The 19253-nt window shown below is 37.5% G+C and carries 14 protein-coding genes and 3 tRNA genes; 11 read left to right on the top strand and 6 right to left on the bottom strand.

Annotated features, from left to right (window positions below):
• The 8 genes from BUA16_RS02570 to BUA16_RS02540 all read left to right on the top strand — a co-directional run.
• Positions 1-497, top strand: a 497-nt coding sequence (locus BUA16_RS02570; protein ID WP_143150433.1) for a transposase, incomplete at its 5' end; no start/stop codon positions are given.
• Between the two features lie 433 nt (positions 498-930).
• Positions 931-4050: a SusC/RagA family TonB-linked outer membrane protein gene (locus tag BUA16_RS02565; RefSeq protein ID WP_072763058.1), complete on the top strand. Its 3120-nt coding sequence runs from the start codon at positions 931-933 to the stop codon at positions 4048-4050.
• 16 nt (positions 4051-4066) lie between these two features.
• Positions 4067-5995 carry a SusD/RagB family nutrient-binding outer membrane lipoprotein gene (locus tag BUA16_RS02560; protein ID WP_084668392.1) on the top strand — a complete coding sequence of 643 codons (1929 nt, stop codon included), beginning with the start codon at positions 4067-4069 and terminating at the stop codon, positions 5993-5995.
• A 280-nt stretch (positions 5996-6275) separates the two neighbouring features.
• A complete protein-coding gene (locus tag BUA16_RS18565; RefSeq protein WP_178338834.1) occupies positions 6276-6437 on the top strand; it encodes a hypothetical protein in 162 nt (53 codons plus the stop codon).
• Positions 6438-6715: 278 nt separating this feature from the next.
• The gene (locus BUA16_RS02555) at positions 6716-10126 is read left to right on the top strand and encodes a SusC/RagA family TonB-linked outer membrane protein (protein ID WP_072763056.1); all 3411 of its coding nucleotides are present in this window, start codon (positions 6716-6718) and stop codon (positions 10124-10126) included.
• 23 nt (positions 10127-10149) lie between these two features.
• Entirely contained in the window at positions 10150-12009 is a 1860-nt protein-coding gene (locus BUA16_RS02550; RefSeq protein ID WP_072763089.1) for a SusD/RagB family nutrient-binding outer membrane lipoprotein, read from the top strand.
• Between the two features lie 272 nt (positions 12010-12281).
• On the top strand, positions 12282-12536 hold the full coding sequence (locus BUA16_RS02545; RefSeq protein ID WP_072763055.1) for a transposase: 255 nt from the start codon (positions 12282-12284) through the stop codon (positions 12534-12536).
• A 54-nt stretch (positions 12537-12590) separates the two neighbouring features.
• On the top strand, positions 12591-12845 hold the full coding sequence (locus BUA16_RS02540; RefSeq protein WP_072763054.1) for a transposase: 255 nt from the start codon (positions 12591-12593) through the stop codon (positions 12843-12845).
• A 229-nt stretch (positions 12846-13074) separates the two neighbouring features.
• Here the strand turns inward: BUA16_RS02540 and BUA16_RS02535 are convergent.
• The 3 genes from BUA16_RS02535 to BUA16_RS02525 all read right to left on the bottom strand — a co-directional run bounded on the left by BUA16_RS02535 (position 13075) and on the right by BUA16_RS02525 (position 14514).
• Positions 13075-13148, bottom strand: a tRNA-Arg gene (locus BUA16_RS02535).
• Positions 13149-13203: 55 nt separating this feature from the next.
• Positions 13204-13281 (bottom strand) — tRNA-Pro (locus tag BUA16_RS02530).
• A gap of 504 nt (positions 13282-13785) precedes the next feature.
• Complete coding sequence (locus BUA16_RS02525; RefSeq protein WP_245795505.1) at positions 13786-14514, bottom strand: LysE family translocator; 729 nt, start codon at positions 14512-14514, stop codon at positions 13786-13788.
• Between BUA16_RS02525 and BUA16_RS02520 the strand changes: the two genes are divergently transcribed.
• A complete protein-coding gene (locus BUA16_RS02520) occupies positions 14513-15379 on the top strand; it encodes a LysR substrate-binding domain-containing protein (RefSeq protein WP_072763053.1) in 867 nt (288 codons plus the stop codon). The two genes, BUA16_RS02525 and BUA16_RS02520, sit on opposite strands and share 2 nt — an antisense overlap.
• Positions 15380-15874: 495 nt before the next feature.
• On the opposite strand, the gene BUA16_RS02515 is transcribed toward BUA16_RS02520, so the two are convergent.
• A tRNA-Arg gene (locus tag BUA16_RS02515) sits at positions 15875-15948 on the bottom strand.
• Between the two features lie 78 nt (positions 15949-16026).
• Here BUA16_RS02515 and BUA16_RS02510 point away from each other — a divergent pair.
• Complete coding sequence (locus BUA16_RS02510) at positions 16027-16539, top strand: adenine phosphoribosyltransferase (protein WP_072763087.1); 513 nt, start codon at positions 16027-16029, stop codon at positions 16537-16539.
• On the opposite strand, the gene BUA16_RS02505 is transcribed toward BUA16_RS02510, so the two are convergent.
• Complete coding sequence (locus BUA16_RS02505; RefSeq protein ID WP_072763052.1) at positions 16536-16688, bottom strand: SsrA-binding protein; 153 nt, start codon at positions 16686-16688, stop codon at positions 16536-16538. The genes BUA16_RS02510 and BUA16_RS02505 overlap by 4 nt on opposite strands.
• 358 nt (positions 16689-17046) lie before the next feature.
• Between BUA16_RS02505 and BUA16_RS02500 the strand changes: the two genes are divergently transcribed.
• On the top strand, positions 17047-17985 hold the full coding sequence (locus BUA16_RS02500; protein ID WP_072763051.1) for a calcium/sodium antiporter: 939 nt from the start codon (positions 17047-17049) through the stop codon (positions 17983-17985).
• Positions 17986-18068: 83 nt separating this feature from the next.
• Here the strand turns inward: BUA16_RS02500 and BUA16_RS02495 are convergent, their stop codons facing one another.
• The gene (locus BUA16_RS02495; protein ID WP_072763050.1) at positions 18069-19079 is read right to left on the bottom strand and encodes a glutamine synthetase beta-grasp domain-containing protein; all 1011 of its coding nucleotides are present in this window, start codon (positions 19077-19079) and stop codon (positions 18069-18071) included.
• Positions 19080-19253: the final 174 nt, after the last annotated feature.

Genomic DNA, 19253 nt, shown 5'->3' with positions numbered 1-19253 from the left:
ATAAAATCGGTTTGGTCACCACTTATAAAAGTTTGATCATAACTTCAATCATGTCATTTCAAGGAAATCCACACGATAGTAAGACCATAGAGCCTCTACTGGATCAAATGAAATCAAACATTGACTTCACTCCCAATGAGGTCGTATATGACCGCGGAGGAAAAGGGCAGCAACAAATAGGTTCAACTAAAATATCCACACCGGACTACAAACCTTTAAAACGAGTTACAGAATATCAAAAGCGGAGTAAACGCAAAAAGTTTAGGAGAAGAGCGGCCATCGAGCCAGTTATAGGGCATCTAAAAACGGACTTTAGAAAGGCACAAAACTATCTTAGTGGGGCAACTTCACCGCAAATCAATGCTTTTTTAGCTGCAACGGGGTGGAATCTTAAGAAAATGATGAAGCAATTAAAAAACGAAGTCGAATTATTATTGTTTTATATTTTTAATCCCGTTTTGACTCGCCTTTTTTTGAAAAAGAAACTGAGTTTATAAGGAGTGACTAATTAAGAAAATGTGGAATATTAACTGTTTATTTTTTATTAATCAGTGAATTTATGGGATGATTATTAAAAAAATATATTTGTTATGATAAAATCGTTCGTCTAAATTAACATGTATTTAAACTAAAAAATTTTTGTAATAAATTATAAAAGCTTATGAGAGGGCTGAAATTGGTGTTTTAGCATCTATTTTATACCTATTTAGATATTAAATTGATTCATATAAATAGTAAAGTCTCTTTTTTGGTACATTAGTATGAATTTTTTGAGGTAACATAAATTATAAGATTAGTTGTTAATGCTCTTAGGATAGTTGTTGGTCGAAATAGTTTTGTTGAATGTTAATAAAATCAAAAATTTATTGATAAATTAACCGCGAGGTAATCCTCGAGCTACAATTAAATAACTAACTAAAAATTATTAGTATGACTAAAAAGATTCATTACTATTTATTGCTTACGGCTCTTCTCTGTATACAGGGAATGGTGGCGCAAAGCAAAACGGTTACCGGGACGGTAACCGATGATTTGGGTAATCCCTTACCAGGAGTGAATGTGGTGGAAAAAGGTACTGCCAATGGTGTTTCCACAGATTTTGATGGTAACTTTTCCTTAAATGTTCCTAATTCGGCAACTTTAGTTTTCTCTTCTCTAGGTTTTTCAACAATGGAGGTCTTAGTTTCCGGACAATCGGTTATAAATGTTTCCTTGTCGGAGGATGCGGAAATGCTTGGGGAGGTTGTCGTAACCGCTTTGGGTATTAAAAGGGAACGGAAGTCATTAGGCTATGCCGTACAAGAAGTTAAAGGAGCTACCCTAACAGAGGCAAGGGAGAATAACGTTGTTAATGCTCTTTCTGGAAAAGTTTCAGGTGTCCAAGTTATAAAAGGAAGTAATGGTCCTGCAAGTTCTTCTAAGATAGTATTAAGGGGTAACAATTCATTAACAGGAGATAATCAGCCTTTAATTGTGGTAGATGGAATCCCTATGGATAACTTTACTGGGGCTGGTAATAATGACTTCTTCAATCCTTCTCAGGATTTAGGGAATGGTCTAGGGGATCTTAATCCGGAAGATATTGAAAGTATGTCTGTGCTTAAAGGAGCTTCTGCAGCGGCCTTATACGGTTCTCGTGCAGGAAATGGTGTTATTTTGATTACCACTAAAACTGGTAAGGCCATAAAAGGGTTGGGAATTACATTTTCTACAACTACAGGGTTTCAAAATATTTTTATGGATCCAAAATTACAAAGTTCTTTTGGTCAAGGAAACAATGGGATTTATGATAATCTTGCAGGCGATAGTTGGGGCCCGAAAATTGCTGGGCAATCTGTTGAAGATTGGAAAGGGGCCCAAGTACCTATGCGAGCTTATGATAATTTAGGTAACTTCTTTAATTCTGGCTTTAGCCAAAACTACAGCTTATCTTTTCAGCAACAAGTTAGTGATGGAACTTCTTTGTATACTTCTGCGAACTACTTAAACGATGATAGTAATATCAAAGGAGCAACATTGGAGAGGCTAAATTTAACGACCAGAGCGGTTTCTAAATTTGGTAACGACAATAAGTGGACAACGGATGTGAAGGTTCAGTATATAAATTCGAAGGCAAATAACCGTCCTATCAATGGATCGAATATAAGTAATGCCTTTGGAACAGTTGCTGGTTTGCCTAGATCATTGGATATTACGGAGTTTTCGAACGATACAGATGAATTCGGTAATATGGTGTGGTATGTTCCTAGTAATTCTGTTAACCCTTATTGGGCTGCGAACAATAATTTAAGTGAGGATTCAAGAGACCGGTTTTTGTTGAATGCTTCCTTAAAACACGAGATTACAAATTGGTTGAGTGCAGAGATTAACGCTGGGGCTGATTTGTATACTACAAATACGGAATCTAAATTGTATGCAGGAAGTCCATTGTCTAACACTGGTAGATATAGTTTAGGGAAAAATACATTTCTAGAGAAAAACTATAATATGTTGATCGTTGCTTCTAAAGATGATATTTTTGGAAAATTTGGTGGAGCTTTAACTCTTGGAGGAAACTTAATGTCAAGAGGTGCAAGCGGAATAAGTGCTAACTCTGGGGATTTTGTGGTTCCTAATTTATTTTCCCTAAACAATGGGATCAATAACCCAAATGTTGGTCAAAGCTTCAGCAATAAAAAGATCAATTCCTTATACGGTACATTACAAGTAAATTATGACGGATTTTTGTTTGTAGATTTTACAGGTCGTAATGATTGGTCTTCTACGCTTAGTGAAGAAAATCGTTCATTTTTCTATCCGTCTGTGAGTACTTCTTTTGTCTTTACCGAATTATTGGCAGGTGATGACAATGAATTGCCAAATTGGTTAGATTTCGGTAAAATTAGAGCTTCATATGCAACCGTAGGAAATGATTTGGATCCTTTTAAATTAAATAATTTTTATTCTATAGGTAATGATCCTAATGGAAATACAACTGCTGGAAGCGGGAACACCTTGTTTAATCCAGATGTGAAGAGCGAGTTGATAAAATCCCTTGAATTAGGTTTTGAAGGACGCTTCTTTAATAATCGTCTTGGATTTGACTTTGCTTGGTACAAAACCAACGCAACGAACCAGTTGTTAGCTATTCCATTGGATCCTTTAAGTGGATTTAATAGTAAAATCGTGAATGCTGGTGATATACAGAATGAAGGATTTGAAATAGCGCTTAACGCTAGAATATTTGATAATCCTGAAGGTTTTTCATGGGATACAAATGTTAATTTTTCTACCAATGATAATACTATCGTTAAGCTTACCGACGATGTTTCTCAATTCAGATTGGGTGGTTTCGATAACTTGGCTGTTTTAGCTGTTGAAGGAGGTGGCTATGGAGAAATTTGGGGTACCAAGTATAACAGAGTTGAAGACGAAGCAGATCCTAACTTCGGTAAGATAATTGTCGATGGAAATGGTTTCCCTTTAGCAAGTAGCGATAAGTTTAAATTAGGAGATCAGCAACCAGATGCTATGATCGGTTTTTCAAATACATTAAGCTATAAAGGGATTTCTTTGAGCTTTTTAATCGATGCGCGTTTAGGTGGTGAAATTTACTCCGGAACAAATCTTGCTTTGCAGCGTTCAGGAAGTGCTGCAGCTACGGTTGTGAACGGTGAAAGGAATGATATTGTTGTAGATGGTGTGGTGGATGATGGGAATGGAGTTTATACCCAAAATACAGTCGCCGTAACTCCAGAGAACTACTGGACTAATTTGTCTGTTACATCTGGGAATCTGGGGATTAACGAAGCAAATATATACGATGCTACAAATATTCGATTAAGGAATGTAAGTATTAATTATGTCTTGCCGACTAATTGGTTGAAAAATTCCCGGCTTCAAAAGGCTAAGATTGGAATTTCGGCCAATAATGTTTGGATGATTGATAGTAATCTTAACGGTGTAGATCCAGAATCGGTATTTGCAACATCAACCAATGCTACTGGCTTTGAATATCTTTCATCTCCTACTTCGAGAAGTGTATTTTTTAATGTAGCGTTAAACTTTTAACAATAAAAAAATAATTATGAAAAATATATTAAAAAGATCTGGGTTGCTCTTAGGGGCTTCTATGTTGGCTTTTTCTTGTTCAGATTTTGAGGAAATCAATGTAGATCCCACGGCAGCAACAGCAGAACAAGTGCAGGTAGAATATTTTATAAATAATTCTATAGGTGGTGCGCAGCAAGACCCGCATATTGCAGAGAGGGTATTTGTATTGTATTGGAAAGATGCAGGGAGAATGGATCGAATTGGAACATTGTCCGAAGGTTTTCAAAGTGATAGTTGGACTAGCGACTATTATAATGGGTATGTGTCTGCTTGGTTACGAAATATTACCACTGGGATAAAGATTGCTGATGACCAAATTGCCGCTGGTAACGTAAAGGAGTATACTAATAATCTAAAACAGGTTGCTAGAATTTGGAGAGTTTACATAATGAGTGAAATGACAGATAATTTTGGTCCTATTCCAATTAATGGATTTCAAGGAGAAAATCCTGAATATAACAATGTGAAAGATGTTTACTATTATATGTTGTCCGAACTGAAGGAGGCCACAGCTGAACTCGATTTGACCATTGTGAATCCTGGTGGGTTGAGTGATCTTGATCCCGCTTATGGTTATGACTACGGAAAATGGAAAAAGTATGGTAACTCATTAAGAATGAGATTGGCAATGCGTTTGTCAGAAGTAGATGCATCTAAGGCTCAGGAAGAATTTGAAGATGCAGCGAAGGGGGAATATATTTCCTCATTAGCTGATAATTTTAAAGTTCAAGAAGTTCCAGGGTGGAATTCGTATACAGGGGTAATGACTAGAGAATGGAATAATCAATACCTTTCTACTACTCTTAATAATCTTATGATCGGTTTGGGTGGAGTGCCATCTCATGATCAGTTGGCGGCAGATAAACACTCTTCAATTAAGCCTGCAAACTATATAGGGCTTAAGTATGAGGATCATTTTACTTCTAAGACAAATGATCCTTCAGCCGGATTTTGGTTTGATGGATTACATAATACTATGGATCCAAGGGCGTACGATCTTTATAAAATTCCAGGTGATTTTAACGATCCTAATTTTAATAAATATCCATCTTGGTCCTCGGCGGCAACTACTACCCAGCGTCCTTTGATTGTCGGGGAACAGGACAATGAAGAAAATGGAGAGACCAATGATATTCAGGTAGAAGCAACGAATAGTTGGAACGCTATGGTAGGTGGCGATTGGGGTGCAAAAGGAAGTAATAATCGACTTGCTTATCCAGGAACTTTACCTCGATTATCTCATAAATATAGAAATAGTGAGGCGCAACGTATATTCTTTGGGTCATGGGAGTCTTATTTCTTATTGGCAGAAGCATCTGTTAGAGGATGGGATGTGCCAATTGGGGGTAAAGAAGCTTATGAGATGGGGATAACGGAAAGTTTTGAGTATTCTGGAGTGTCACAACATTTAAGTGCTTATTTAAGCTCCCAAGATTATAATAGAGCGGGTACTTCTGTAAGCTGGACGCATACAGCAGAACCACCAGCTACTGTAACCATGAATTATATAAATGGATATACAGGTCTTCCTGGTACTGTTGAATTCAAATATCCAGATAATACCATTTATAAAGGAGGAGCTGTAAAGAATGATCTTTTAACTAAGATTATTACTCAAAAATTTATAGCTCAGACGCCTTGGTTGCCCTTGGAAACTTGGAGTGATCACAGGAGATTAGGGTTGCCTTTCTTTGAAAATCCAGCTGTTGAAAACCCATTGCCAGATTTACCAGCTTTGAATGCTAGTAATTTCATGACAAATAGTGTGAAGTTTTATGGTCAAAGATTGAAATTCCCTTCAAACTTTTCCAATAATGTACCAGATGGTTATCAGCAGGCAGTAAGTCAGCTAGGGGGTCCTGATGAAGTTTTAACACCGCTGTGGTGGGCAAAACAAAACTAAAATTTTAATGTAAATAGTAAAAGGCCGTCCGAAAGGATGGCTTTTTTTTTTTTTTTTTTTTTTTTTTTTTTTTTTTTTTTTTTTTTTTTTTTGTCTCATGCTTTTTAGATAAACTCACAAAAACTACTGTCTTCTGTAGATTCTTGAATGGCCAAATTGTTAATTCTTATTTTGTAAAGTTAACTCAGTATAAACTAACTTTATCATCTCACCATAACATCCGCACTCCTGGCAATTATATTGTATAAATATCTGAGCAGCAATAAAATTGTTGAATTCATTGCAGTATTCTTATTTAGTAGACAATGCCAATGCGCAATCCTTGCCTCCAAATAGATGGATTTATCCAAATAGTGAGCGCGTTCACAATACTGAAAATTACAATACGGTTAGTGCTGATGATAAATTGACCAACAAGATTTTTTGGGATGTTAATGAATAAAAGCTGGCCGAATCTTTAAATGGTTGTAAATAAGCCCGATGTGTTTCATCGGGCTTATTTTTTCGTTAAAAGGGTTGTTATTTCAACAAAATATACAACTGCTTAACTGATACCACTATTGTGGGTTTATATTGTATTATAAGGCTTTTAGTCTTTGCTGCATTGTTGTTAGTCGAATTTATTTCATTTCTGATTTAGGAATCGAAAAACTTAGTACCAAACTAACATTAGGTTAACGCCTAATTAATAAATCAATTAACTAACTTCAATTTACTAGTATGATTAAAAAAATTCATTACTATTTACTGCTGACGGCTTTTCTCTGTGTTCAGGGAATGATGGCACAAAGCATAACAGTTTCTGGTACAGTGACTGATGATTTGGGCTCCCTTTTGCCAGGAGTAAACGTGGTAGAAAAGGGAACCACCAACGGAACATCAACCGATTTTGATGGAAATTATGCTATTACAGTTTCTAGTAGCAATGCAACTTTAGTTTTTACCTATATCGGATTTTCTGCCCAGGAAGTTCCGGTAGCAGGGCAAACCACCATTAATTTATCTATGGCTGAGGATGCCCAGCAACTTGGAGAAGTTGTAGTGACTGCCTTAGGTATTAAAAGAGAAACAAAAGCACTTGGGTACTCTATGACCGAATTGAAAGGGGAAGAATTGGCAAAAACCAATACAGTAAACCCTGTTTTGGGCTTGCAAGGAAAGTCTTCCGGAGTAAGTATTGGTTCTTCAGACGGGGGACTTTTCGGAAACTCTAAAATTCAAATCCGTGGGGTATCAACCTTAAATTCTGGGAATAACCAACCGATCTTCGTGATTGATGGGGTTATTTTAGAAAACAGTATTTCCAATGAAAGTGCGGATTGGAGTTCGGATTCTAACGACTATGGAAACATTCTTAAAAACTTAAACCCGGACGATTACAAAAGTGTTTCGGTGCTTAAAGGGGCAGCAGCCACAGCTCTTTATGGGTCTAGAGGTATTAACGGTGTAGTTTTAATCGAAACCAAAAATGGTGAAGGAGCCAAAGGTTTAGGGGTTTCTATTAAGCAAACTGTTGGGGTAGACCATGTGTATGCACAACCAGGTTTGCAAAACGAATACGGGCCAGGTACTTTAGCGGGTTATATCGGTTATGGTGAAAAAGATGGCAATGGAGAGTATTATAAATACGATACAAACCAATTTTACTACAACGATCAGGGGCAAAGAACCCTTATCAACCATCCAGGTGGAGGCTTAAGCTACGGTCCAAAATTTGATGGACAACCTATTATGGACTATGATGGAACTATGGTTCCGTACAGTGCCGTTAAAAACAACATGAAAGATGCTTATGATACCGGATATAATACGAATACTTCCGTAGCCCTTAGCGGTGGAAATGAAAAAGGAAGTTTTTATTTGTCTGATTCTTACAGCAAAAGAAGTGGAATTTTACCAAACAATACCTTTAATAGAAATGCGATGCAATTGTCTGGTTCTTACGAACTTTCCGATTGGTTAAAAGCAAATGCTTCTGTTTCTTATACCACTTCTACTTCTAGAAACCCTAGAAATGATATTTCTCAAAATTTCTTTCAAGGTGGATTTGAAAGAACTTATGATTCAAGAAAATACAGACAAGAAAAATATTGGTTGGCACCACATGGTGGGGTTACAAATTCTAATTATGGCGATGAATATGCCTATGCTCCAAACCGTTCGTTGTGGTTTTCTTATGAAAAAAACGATAGAGTAAGAGAAGAGCAAGTAGTTAGACCTATCGTTCGTCTTACTGCTGAAGTTACCGATTGGATGACTGTTACTGCTGAAGGAAACATGAACCAGTACACTTCCAAGTACGAACAAAAAGATTTGGGTACTGGCTTTGCTAATGACGGTGGTTATTATGAATTGCAACATTTTGAAGACCTGAGTAAAACAGGAAAACTTTCTGTTAATTTCAACAGACAAATTAACGAGGATCTTTCTGCTCAGCTGTTGGTGGGAGGTGAAATATGGAATCAAGAGAAATCCAATACCCGTGTTAGAACCGATGGTGGATTGGTGGTTCCAGGGAAATTTTTCTTGGGGAATTCTAAAAAGACCCTTTTGTCTGAAGGAGGAGTATACGATACCAAACAAATTAACTCCTTGTATTTTATGTCTAGTTTTGGGTATAAAGGACAATTGTATCTAGATGTTACAGGTAGAAATGACTGGTCTTCTGCTTTAGTATACACAGATGGAACCGGTAATTTCTCTTACTTCTATCCTTCAGTATCTACTTCTTGGATTTTAAGTGAAACTTTTGGTACTTCAGATGTATTGACTTTTGGGAAACTAAGAGCTTCTTGGGCACAGGTAGGTAGTGATACAAATCCTTATACTATTAACAAGGGGTATGGTTTAAGTACTTATGAATTAGAAGGCGGATTTGCTTATAGAAATGGTGTTAACACCACTTTGGTAGATAAGTCTATTAAACCAGAGCGTAAAAATTCTTTTGAAGTGGGAGCCGATTTTAGATTCTTCGGAAACCGTTTAGGAGTTGACTTGGCGTATTATAACGAAACTATAACCGAGCAAATTGGTTCTATTCCATTGCCAATAGAGTCTGGTTATGAAGCATTGTTTACCAATATCGGTACGTTGTCTAATGCTGGTATAGAACTTAGCTTAACAGGAACACCTGTTGTTACCAAAGATTTTGAGTGGAATACCACTTTTAACTACTGGAGAAATAGAACAAAAGTAAAGGAGCTTCATGAGGATTTTGGAGATTATAAATTGTTGGGAGGAGCTCTCAACTATGGAAACTTCCGTGTTGGGTCTGTAGCCTTTGAAGGGGGAGAGTATGGTGTGTTAATGTCTGATAGTGCGCCTAAGAAATATCAAGCAACTAATGCGCAAGGAGAGCCTGTAGATGATCCTAGAAATGGAATGAATGTTCTTAGATATGTTGATTCTAGAAGAGGGGCTTTTTATCAAAGAAGCGGTGTTGTTGAGAAAGTCGGTAAAATTCAACCAGATTTTGAAGGGTCTTTGAGCAACGATTTTACCTATAAAGGAGTTTCTTTATCTGTCTTATTAGACGCTCGTTTTGGTGGTCATATGGCGTCTTATTCTAGTCGTTACGGTACAGCATATGGGTATTTAGAGAGATCATTAGAAGGTAGAAGTCTAGAACATGGTGGGATTACTTGGGAATCTCAATATGGAGATACTAATGGAGCTACATTCCAAGATGGTATTATTCCCGATGGTGTTTTTGAAAAAGGGCAAATGGTTACAACTCCTAACGGATCTTCTGCAGATGTAGGTGGAATGACTTACCAAGAAGCCTATGATCAAGGATTGGTAGAGCCTACACATGCTAGTTACCACCACTACTTTTCAAACTCTTGGGGACAAGGGGTTGTTAATGACGACTGGTTTTCTGAAGTTAAATATATAGCTTTGAGAAATGTGTCTCTAGGATATAACCTACCTAAAGGGGTTAGTGATAAAATTAAGGCGAAAAGTTTGTATGTTGGGTTAAATGCTAGAAATTTAGGGTATTTGTACAATTCTATGCCTAACAATATTAACCCAGAAAGCTTTAGAGGAACTAGTAGTTCTGATTCGTATGCAGAGCGTGCTTTTGCACCGTATATGGCAAGTTATACTATGACTATTGCAATTGACTTTTAATGATAAAAAACAAGAATTATAACATGAAATATATATATAAATTACCATTGATTCTGATGGCTGTTCTTGTTGTTTCCTGCAGCAAAGATGAGTTTGCGGAATTAAACACCAACCCATCTGAGGTGGCGCAACCAGATATTCGTTTTTCTGTTGCCGAAGCCATCCATGAAATGTATAGGGACGATTATACCGTCTGGTTTTACAATAATTTTAGGTATGCCTACCCTTGGAGTCAGTTGACCACTGCCAGCAGCGGTGGAGGTAACAGTGAGACCATGGTAGAGATGGAAAATGCAGGTGGTCAATCTCTTTATCCAAGATTATATGCTAACACGAGAGATGTTCGTGCTAGGGTAGAGGCCATGGAAGAGGATGAGAAACAAGCGAGAAGGGCTATCAGTGCCATGACCTTTGCGATCCAAATTCAACCAGCCTTGACCATTACCGATAATTATGGTGCTATGGTGTATACGCAAGGTGCAATGGGGGCTTACACATCTCCTCCGTTAATTACGCCAGAATATGACCTTCAAGAACAGTTGTTCGATACTTGGTTAGAAGAATTGGACGGGGCTATTGAAGATTTATCCGCTGCTAACCAATTTAAAATCGGTGGGCAAGACATCATTTATAATGGTGATTATGGAAAATGGGCCAAATTCTGTAACTTGTTAAAATTAAAGATTGCAGCTAGGTTGGTAAACCAAAATCAAGCTAAAGCCTTTAAAATTGTTGAAGAAGTCGTGAATTCGCCAGCCGGTTATATGAACGACTTGTCGGATGATTTCATTTACCACAGAGGTATTAAGTACTATGGAACTGGAAACGGAACACAGCCAGGGATTGGGTCAAAAAACCTAATCGATTTTATGGTTGCTAATAAAGATCCAAGGGTAAAGGTTTTATTTAATAAAAACGAGTTTAATGCCGAAGTAGTACAAGCCTTTATCGATGCTGGTAAGGACCTGCCTCCATATGTAGAGCAGTATGTAGAAAAAGACCTTTTAGGGAATTTTGCAGGTTGGTCTGGACCAGGAGAGCCATGGGTACGTTACCACGGGGTTCCTTTATCGCCAGATGCAACTTTCGAAGCTAGTAATGATATTTACTTTAAGCAAGATATACGCAACAAAATCACTATCGATGGTGTTGAGAAAACGTATAGCTCAACTTCTAATTTTGCCGAGCGTGTTGTGCGTACCGGATACAATCATACCTATCCTACTAAACCAGGTGGAAGATTGATAGAGCTTAAAGATAACTACCCTCCAGTAGATGTAATTTTAGGTTCTTCTGCAGAGACAAACCTATATTTGGCTGAGTTCAAATTGTTGGGCGCTAATATTTCAGGTTCTGCCCAGGATTACTTTAATAGGGGAGTAGAGCTTTCTGTTTTGAGAATGGATAAAATGGCTCAAAACCATAGATTCCCTTATTATGATAAGGACCCTGTTTATACAGAAGAGGATGAAGCTGCTGCCGGTGCTACAAAATTACAGGCCGGAGAATTGGCTGCGCTTTTAACGCAACCTGCTTATGATTTAAGTGTCAATGGTTTGGAAAAAGTGTACATTCAGCAAGTGATTAACTTTGCCGCTACACCAGGAGATCTTTGGACTACTACACGTCGTTCAGGTGTTCCAGCGGTAAATAGCGATGTATTGCCAAGAGAGGCTATGTTAGCGTCTGGTGCTGAGTTGACAATACCACGTAGGTTGTTGATCAATGCTCCTTCTGAGGATAACAAAAACTACGAGAACTATGTGAAGGCCTTGGAAGCACAAGGGTTTTCTACAGGTGATAATAATCCTTCTGTATTAAATACAGAAAGAATTTGGTTCGATCTTCAAAACCCACAATATGGGGAAGGTCCTAAGAACTAAGAAAAGAATTTCCTTTTCATTATATAAAAAGGTTGGCTCGAAAGAGTCAACCTTTTTTGTTTTATAGATTTTAAGATCCAAGGCTAATAGATGCAAACATCATTTATAGGAGGGTAAACCACTTCTTTTTCTTTTTTTATGCCTAAGCTTGAAGGGTTGCATTGGACTCTTAATTTGGGCGTTCCCTCCTTCGTCGGTCGGGCTCTTCGCTATATCCCTTGCGCTGCTGCGGGGATGCCGCTGCGATCCCTAACGCATCCTCTCTTTAATTAATCCACCACTTTATATGTTGCGTCAAACTGGCACATTGGCACAAGGACGTAGAGGCTTCGGGCTTTAAGAGCTTCCAAACAGTGGCTAACAGTATCAGCGTTAATTACAGAACTATCCTGAACTATTTTATAAATAAAAGTACGAATGCCTCGGCAGAATCATTCAATGCAAAAATTAAAGCGTTCAGGGCACAGTTCAGAGGGGTGAAAAATGTAGAATTCTTCCTTTATAGATTAACCACAATTTTTGCATAAACACAACAATTGGTCATGATCCCTGCGATCCCTAACGCATCCTCTCTTTAATTAATCCACCACTTTATATGTTGCGTCAAGCTGGCACCTTGGCACAAGGACGTAGAGGCTTCGGGCTTTAAGAGCTTCCAAACAGTGGCTAACAGTATCAGCGTTAATTACAGAACTATCCTGAACTATTTTATAAATAAAAGTACGAATGCCTCTGCAGAATCATTCAATGCAAAAATTAAAGCGTTCAGGGCACAGTTCAGAGGAGTGAAAAATGTAGAATTCTTCCTTTATAGATTAACCACAATTTTTGCATAAACACAACAATTGGTCATGATCCGTTTTTTGTTTTATTCTAAAGCTCAAACAAGTTTGGCTTTTCTCCGTACATCAGGATTACCTTCGGTGATCCTTCTTTATCAATGTTGCAAATTCAAAACCCACCAGCTATCGCTGCCGGTTTTTTGTTTTATTCTAAAGCTCAAACAAGTTTGGCTTTTTTATAAAACAAAAAACCACGCCAAATGGCGTGGTTTTGAGAGTGTCGTGATGGCAGAAGGATTCGAACCTTCGACCGCCTGCTTAGAAGGCAGGTGCTCTATCCAGCTGAGCTATGCCACCATTAAAAAATAGTTGCCTACTTTTATACTGGTTTATCGAAATCTCTTTCGATCTGTGGTCGGGGTGGCAGGATTCGAACCTGCGACCTCCGCGTCCCAAACGCGGCGCGATAACCGGGCTACGCTACACCCCGAAGAAATTAGTAGCGATTGTTCTAATGAAGCAGTTGCTATTTTTTCGGACTGCAAATATATAATTATCCTGAAATACACCACAACTTAATTCATGAAATTTTACTTCATACGTGTTTTTTTTTCAAAATCATGTCTTTTGGAGTTGGTGCAAAGACATAATCGGGGCTTTCAATGGTTAAAATCTCATAATTCAAGTTGTATGGGGAGTTTTTTTTAGCAATACCTAATTTGAAAAGAATAGGGAGGGCTTAGGAATGTGGTAGGAGAGATAGGTCTTTCTCAGGCAGCCGATGGAAATCAAGATGGCAATAATGATATAGCTTGTCAATTGAAAGAAAAACTTAAGGATATAATGGACTTGTTGGACGGTTAATTCTTTTAATCGATATTAAATAACGAAGGCCAAAATTAGTGTCTTACAATGCTTTTGTTGTTGTAAGATGCTGATTTTGGCCTTTTTCATAGACATTTTGTTCAAAAAGAACCAAAGTCTGATGGGGTGTTTAAGTTAACACAATTTTAATTCCCATTAATATAAAAGCGAAACCACTACCATTATTTAACCATAAGCTGACACTGGGATTGTGGTTAATTTTTTGAGAAAAATAACTAGCAAATAAAGTGAGACTTAAATACCAAGCTATGCCCATTACAGCGAATGTGAAGCCTAACAAAAGAAATGGCACAGGGTTTTCTATTTGAGTAGGATTAATGAATTGAGGGAAAAAAGCTAAAAAGAATAATGCAACCTTCGGATTTAAAGTATTGGTTAAAAATCCAGACCAAAAATCACTTCTTATGCTCTTATCTCCCTGTGGGGGCTCCGTTATGGTTATAGTATTTTTTCTGTTTTTTAGTTTCAGAATTCCCGTATAAATTAAATAAATAGCCCCGACATATTTAATGACTAAAAAAGCAACCTCAGATTGAGAAAGTAAAACAGACAGGCCTAATGCTCCGAATAAGGTATGGGTCAGTACGCCTGTATTGACGCCTAATGTAGCGTGGATCCCAGACTTCCTGCCCTGTCCAATCGCCTTGTTCAATACAAATACCGTATCAATTCCCGGCGTCATAATAAAAATCAACGCGGTTAGTATAAAAGTGATGAAATTTTCAATCCCCATCTGTTCCTTGTTTTTAAAATTAAACTTTGGGTCAAAGGAACTGTTTTGATACCCATAGAAAAATACATATTTTTGATCAACTAATGCATAAAACGCATTAATCATGACTGTTCAACAAATAAAGTACTTTTTAGAGCTTGCGAATGAATTGCATTTTTGGAAAACTGCCGAGAAGGTTTTTGTTTCTCAATCTACCTTAAGCAGGCAAATTCGATCTCTTGAAGACGAGATGGGGATCCAACTCTTTGAAAGAGATAAAAGAAATGTAAAACTCACCGATGCCGGGAAGTTTCTTAAAGAACATTGGTCGACTACCATTAAGGAGCTTGATCAAATTCATAGGCAGGCAAAAAAAATTGATGAAGGAATGTCTGGTTTTGTTTCAATAAGCTATCCGGGTTCCATCACGTTTAGGTTTTTGCCAAAGTTTTTGGAAACTTTAAATTCAAATCTGCCAGACTTAAAAGTAGAGTTAACTGAACCAACAGATGAAAATCACGAAAAGTTATTATCCGATTATCGAACAGATATAGCATTTAGTAGAGATGAAATAAGTAATGCTAGTATTGATTCCTTAAAATTGTTTTCAGAACCAATTTGTTTGGTTGTTCCTAATAATCATTGGCTGAACAAAAAATCCTTAAAGGACTTTAATGAATTGCAGGACGAAAAATTCATTATTTCTGGGCTGCATCAAAAAACTTTCTTTGCTTCACTGTTAAGAAACTTTTTTAACAAACATGGGTTTGAGCCAAAAACAATAATTGAATCAGATTTTGGAGGCATGATTTTAAATTTGGTTTCTAAAGAAATTGGAATTTCTATTCTTCCGTTGTCGTTTAAATCAGCCAAGGTTCCGGATGTGCGATTTATTGAATTAGATGAGGAAATAGATTTATATATCAACTGGCGAAAGAATGAACCAAATAAAACGATCAAAAAAGTAATTGAATATGTTAAGTTGGTTTAAAATAAAGCGTTAAACAGCTGCTGATATTTTAATCCGTTTTGCAAGGTTTGGTTTGAAGCTATCTAGTAATGCTGCCTACAAACGGTTAGAGTTAGCGTAGAGATCTATCAATAAAGACGGGGATGCCTTGATCATTGAGGTATATATAGGTTGTAGGGGACTAGGGCGTTAGATGGATTTAGTTAAAATCCACAATTTTTGCATAAACACAACAATTGGTCATGATCCTTTATTCACTTTCAAAAGCAATGGTGCTTTTGACGTTGCCCAAAACAAAAAAACCACGCCAAAAATAGCGTGGTTTCTTGAGTGTTGTGACCTCGACAGGATTGACCTGGTCTTTCCAGAATAAAGTTCCTTCTGCAAATAAGAAACCCCCTTTGGCTAGCGCCAACCGTTTTTTTTGAATTTATTCACTTTCAAAAGCGATGGTGCTTTTGACGTTGCTAAAAACAAAAAAACCACGCCAAAAATAGCGTGGTTTCTTGAGTGTTGTGACCTCGACAGGATTCAAACCTGTAACCTTCTGAGCCGTAATCAGATGCGCTATTCAGTTGCGCCACGAGGCCGTTTTTATTTTTTGTTCCTTAACGGGCTGCAAATATATTTCTTTTTACCTTTGCTACCAAATAAGAATGCAAAAAAAAATGAATTATTTTGATTTTATTCGGGAAGTGCCTGATTTCCCGAGGAAAGGAATTTCCTTTAAAGATATTACTCCCCTGTTGCAAAACCCAAAAGCACTTCAAGGAGCTAAAAAAGCGCTTTTAGAATTGTTGAAAGATAAACAGATCGATAAGGTCGTGGGTATGGAGAGTAGAGGTTTTTTCTTTGGTCCTATGTTGGCGGAACAATTAAATGCCGGATTTGTGCCTGTTAGAAAAAAAGGAAAGCTGCCTTATAGTACTATAAGTGAAAATTACGATCTTGAATATGGACAGGACGTACTAGAAATACATGCCGATGGAATTCAAAAAGGCGATAGGGTATTAGTCCATGATGATGTCCTGGCAACGGGGGGTACGGCAAGTGCTGTATGTAGACTGATTGAACGACTAGGGGGAGAAGTTGTTCAGTGCAACTTTTTGTTGGAACTACAGTTTTTAAGCGGTAGGGATAAATTAATTGGCTATGAAGTAGCTTCCCTGATGCAGTACTAATCCAATGCGTTGGTAGTGATATAATAACGCCACCCAATAATGGCCAATTGTAGTTTTGTGGCTTTGGCAAGGTTTAATTGCTGTTTGCTGTAAGATGGCAGTAACCGCTTGTTAATTCTCGCTAAAACTTTAAAAAGAGTTTTTTTCATAAGATGCCTATTTATTTTTTTTAGGTGTTGAATACTTAAAATTGATATTCTGCACTAACGATGCTCTATTGGGTTCTTCTAGATATTGTTCCAAATATATAAAGAAAGTGGGCTACTTAATTAATTGGCTGGCTACGATAGTTTAGGGCACTTTAAGATTGCTAATGATGATAGATTTGGGAGTATAGTAAAAAATGCTCGGATACGGGAACTATCTGGGGGTGTCACCAAAATTATATGAAATCGGGGAGAGGGGTCTTTGTCCTGGGGCCACTGCTTTAATTTATTTTGTTCCAATGGCTTTTCTATGGGCAATACTATATAGACTTCGTTATATTTGCTCAAAAAAAATTAAATAATGCAAGATATTGTATATATTGTTTTAGGATTGACCCTTCTGGTGTTAGGAGGCGATTGGTTGTTAAAGGCGGCGGTGGCCTTGTCTTTAAAATTAAATATACCGAAAATAGTTATCGGGATGACCGTGGTGTCTTTTGCTACCTCGGCACCGGAACTTATTGTTAGTATCAATGCAGCCTTGGAAGGATTTCCAGATTTAGCCTTGGGGAATGTAGTAGGTTCTAATATAGCTAACCTAGGGCTGGTGCTGGCTATTACAATTATTTTAGGGAGTATAGATGTGCGTAAAAGTTTTTACACCACGGACTGGCCCGTAATGATGTTGGCCTCGCTATTGTTTTTTGGGTTTGTATATTTCGATGGGGAGATACAAAGATGGGAAGGGATTGTAATGGTCGTTTGTCTTTTTCTTTTTTTGGTATACCTGTTGCGTTTTCAGAAAACTGCCGTGGTAGATGAAATGCCAGAAGACGATGTTCCACTTCCGTTATATAAGTTAGTGTTGTTTCTAGGGTTGGGGGGAACTGCCCTTTGGGGAGGTTCTGAGCTATTGATAAATGGTGCTGTTGGTTTGGCTACCTTTTACGGAGTTAGCGAGCGGATTATTGCGGTGACCATAGTATCGGTAGGAACAAGTATTCCAGAACTTGCGGCTTCTGTAATTGCGGTTATTAAAAAGGAAAAGGCGATTTCACTAGGGAATCTTATAGGGTCCAATATTTTTAATCTATTGGCCGTATTGGGAATTACGGCTATCATAACGCCTATACAAGTGGTAGATCAAGGCTTGCTGTCAAGTGATGTGTTTTGGATGCTGGGAATTTCATTTTTGATCTTGCCCTTGGTTTTTATTCCAAAAGGACTGCGATTGGGATGGCGAGACGGAATAGTATTATTGCTGTTATATGCCGGTTTTGTATATATAACTATTAAATAGATTTCATAAGATATCATAAAAAAAAACCGCTCTTTTAAATATAAAAGGAGCGGTTTTTTTTAGAGAGACAATTTTTATTGTCCTTATATTTTGGCAGATTTTACCGTTTTGATAATTCTAGCGGCAATTCTGTAAGGATCACCGTTAGAAGCAGGCCTTCTATCTTCTAACCAACCTTTCCAGCCATTGTTTACAGTGATAATCGGAATTCTAATAGAAGCTCCTCTATCAGCTACACCGTAACTAAAATCGTCTATAGCAGCAGTTTCGTGTAAACCTGTCAAACGCTCATCATTAAACTCTCCGTACACTTCAATGTGTTCCTTGGTTACAGGTCTGAAAGCCTCACATATTTTCTCGTAAATTTCTTTAGAACCACAAGTTCTTAAGGTAGTGTTAGAGAAGTTGGCGTGCATACCAGAACCGTTCCAATCTCCTTTTACAGGTTTTGGGTGGTACTCAATATAGTAACCGTATTTTTCAGTTAAACGATCTAATAGGTAACGGGCAACCCAGATTTCATCTCCAGCTTTTTTACCTCCTTTGGCAAATAACTGAAATTCCCATTGTCCACAAGCAACTTCCTGGTTGATGCCTTCAAAGTTTAGTCCGGCAGCAATACATAAATCAGCATGCTCTTCTACAATATCTCTTCCGTGGGTGTTTTTCCCACCAACAGAACAGTAATACATACCTTGAGGACCTGGGTATCCACCAACAGGGAATCCTAATGGCAATTGGGTATGAGTGTCCATAATAAAATATTCTTGTTCAAAACCAAACCAGAAATCATTGTCTTCATCATCAATCAAGTTTCTAGAATTCGTTTTGTGCGGAGTACCATCAGCATTTAAAACCTCGGCCATCACCAAATAACCGTCCTTTCTGTCTGGATCAGGAAATATAGAAACAGGCTTTAATAGGCAGTCCGAATTTCCGCCTTCAGCTTGTCTGGTAGAACTACCGTCAAAAGACCATATTGGGCAGTCTTCCAACTTTCCGCTAAAATCATTTTCCACCTTAGTTTTGCTTCTTAGGTTTGCGGTTGGCATATAACCGTCTAACCAAATGTATTCTAATTTTGATTTGCTCATGATACGTTTTGTTGATTTTAATATGATACAAATATAATATTTTTCTGAGTAAGTGCTGTTTTTCAATGGGGTTAATGGTATATTTGCCTGTATTTTTTTGTACACCCCTTTTTTTGTGGGGGTATTTTATTAAATCATTATTATTATTTGTCAATTTTAATGAATTGTTATTTT

This window comes from Arenibacter nanhaiticus, from assembly GCF_900141935.1.
GTDB classification, from domain to species: Bacteria; Bacteroidota; Bacteroidia; order Flavobacteriales; family Flavobacteriaceae; genus Arenibacter; species Arenibacter nanhaiticus.
The sequence above is the reverse complement of the archived record's forward strand: the minus strand, read 5'-3'. Positions and strand labels throughout refer to the sequence as shown.

Bases quoted from the DNA above. Each gene is read 5' to 3' on its own strand.
- BUA16_RS02565 (WP_072763058.1), top strand. From the start codon at position 931: ATGACTAAAAAGATTCATTACTATTTATTGCTTACGGCTCTTCTCTGT.
- BUA16_RS02520 (WP_072763053.1), top strand. From the start codon at position 14,513: ATGACTGTTCAACAAATAAAGTACTTTTTAGAGCTTGCGAATGAATTG.
- BUA16_RS02525 (WP_245795505.1), bottom strand. From the start codon at position 14,514: ATGATTAATGCGTTTTATGCATTAGTTGATCAAAAATATGTATTTTTC.
- BUA16_RS02510 (WP_072763087.1), top strand. From the start codon at position 16,027: ATGAATTATTTTGATTTTATTCGGGAAGTGCCTGATTTCCCGAGGAAA.
- BUA16_RS02495 (WP_072763050.1), bottom strand. From the start codon at position 19,079: ATGAGCAAATCAAAATTAGAATACATTTGGTTAGACGGTTATATGCCA.
- BUA16_RS02560 (WP_084668392.1), top strand. From the start codon at position 4,067: ATGAAAAATATATTAAAAAGATCTGGGTTGCTCTTAGGGGCTTCTATG.
- BUA16_RS02550 (WP_072763089.1), top strand. From the start codon at position 10,150: ATGAAATATATATATAAATTACCATTGATTCTGATGGCTGTTCTTGTT.
- BUA16_RS02505 (WP_072763052.1), bottom strand. From the start codon at position 16,688: ATGAAAAAAACTCTTTTTAAAGTTTTAGCGAGAATTAACAAGCGGTTA.
- BUA16_RS02555 (WP_072763056.1), top strand. From the start codon at position 6,716: ATGATTAAAAAAATTCATTACTATTTACTGCTGACGGCTTTTCTCTGT.
- BUA16_RS02500 (WP_072763051.1), top strand. From the start codon at position 17,047: ATGCAAGATATTGTATATATTGTTTTAGGATTGACCCTTCTGGTGTTA.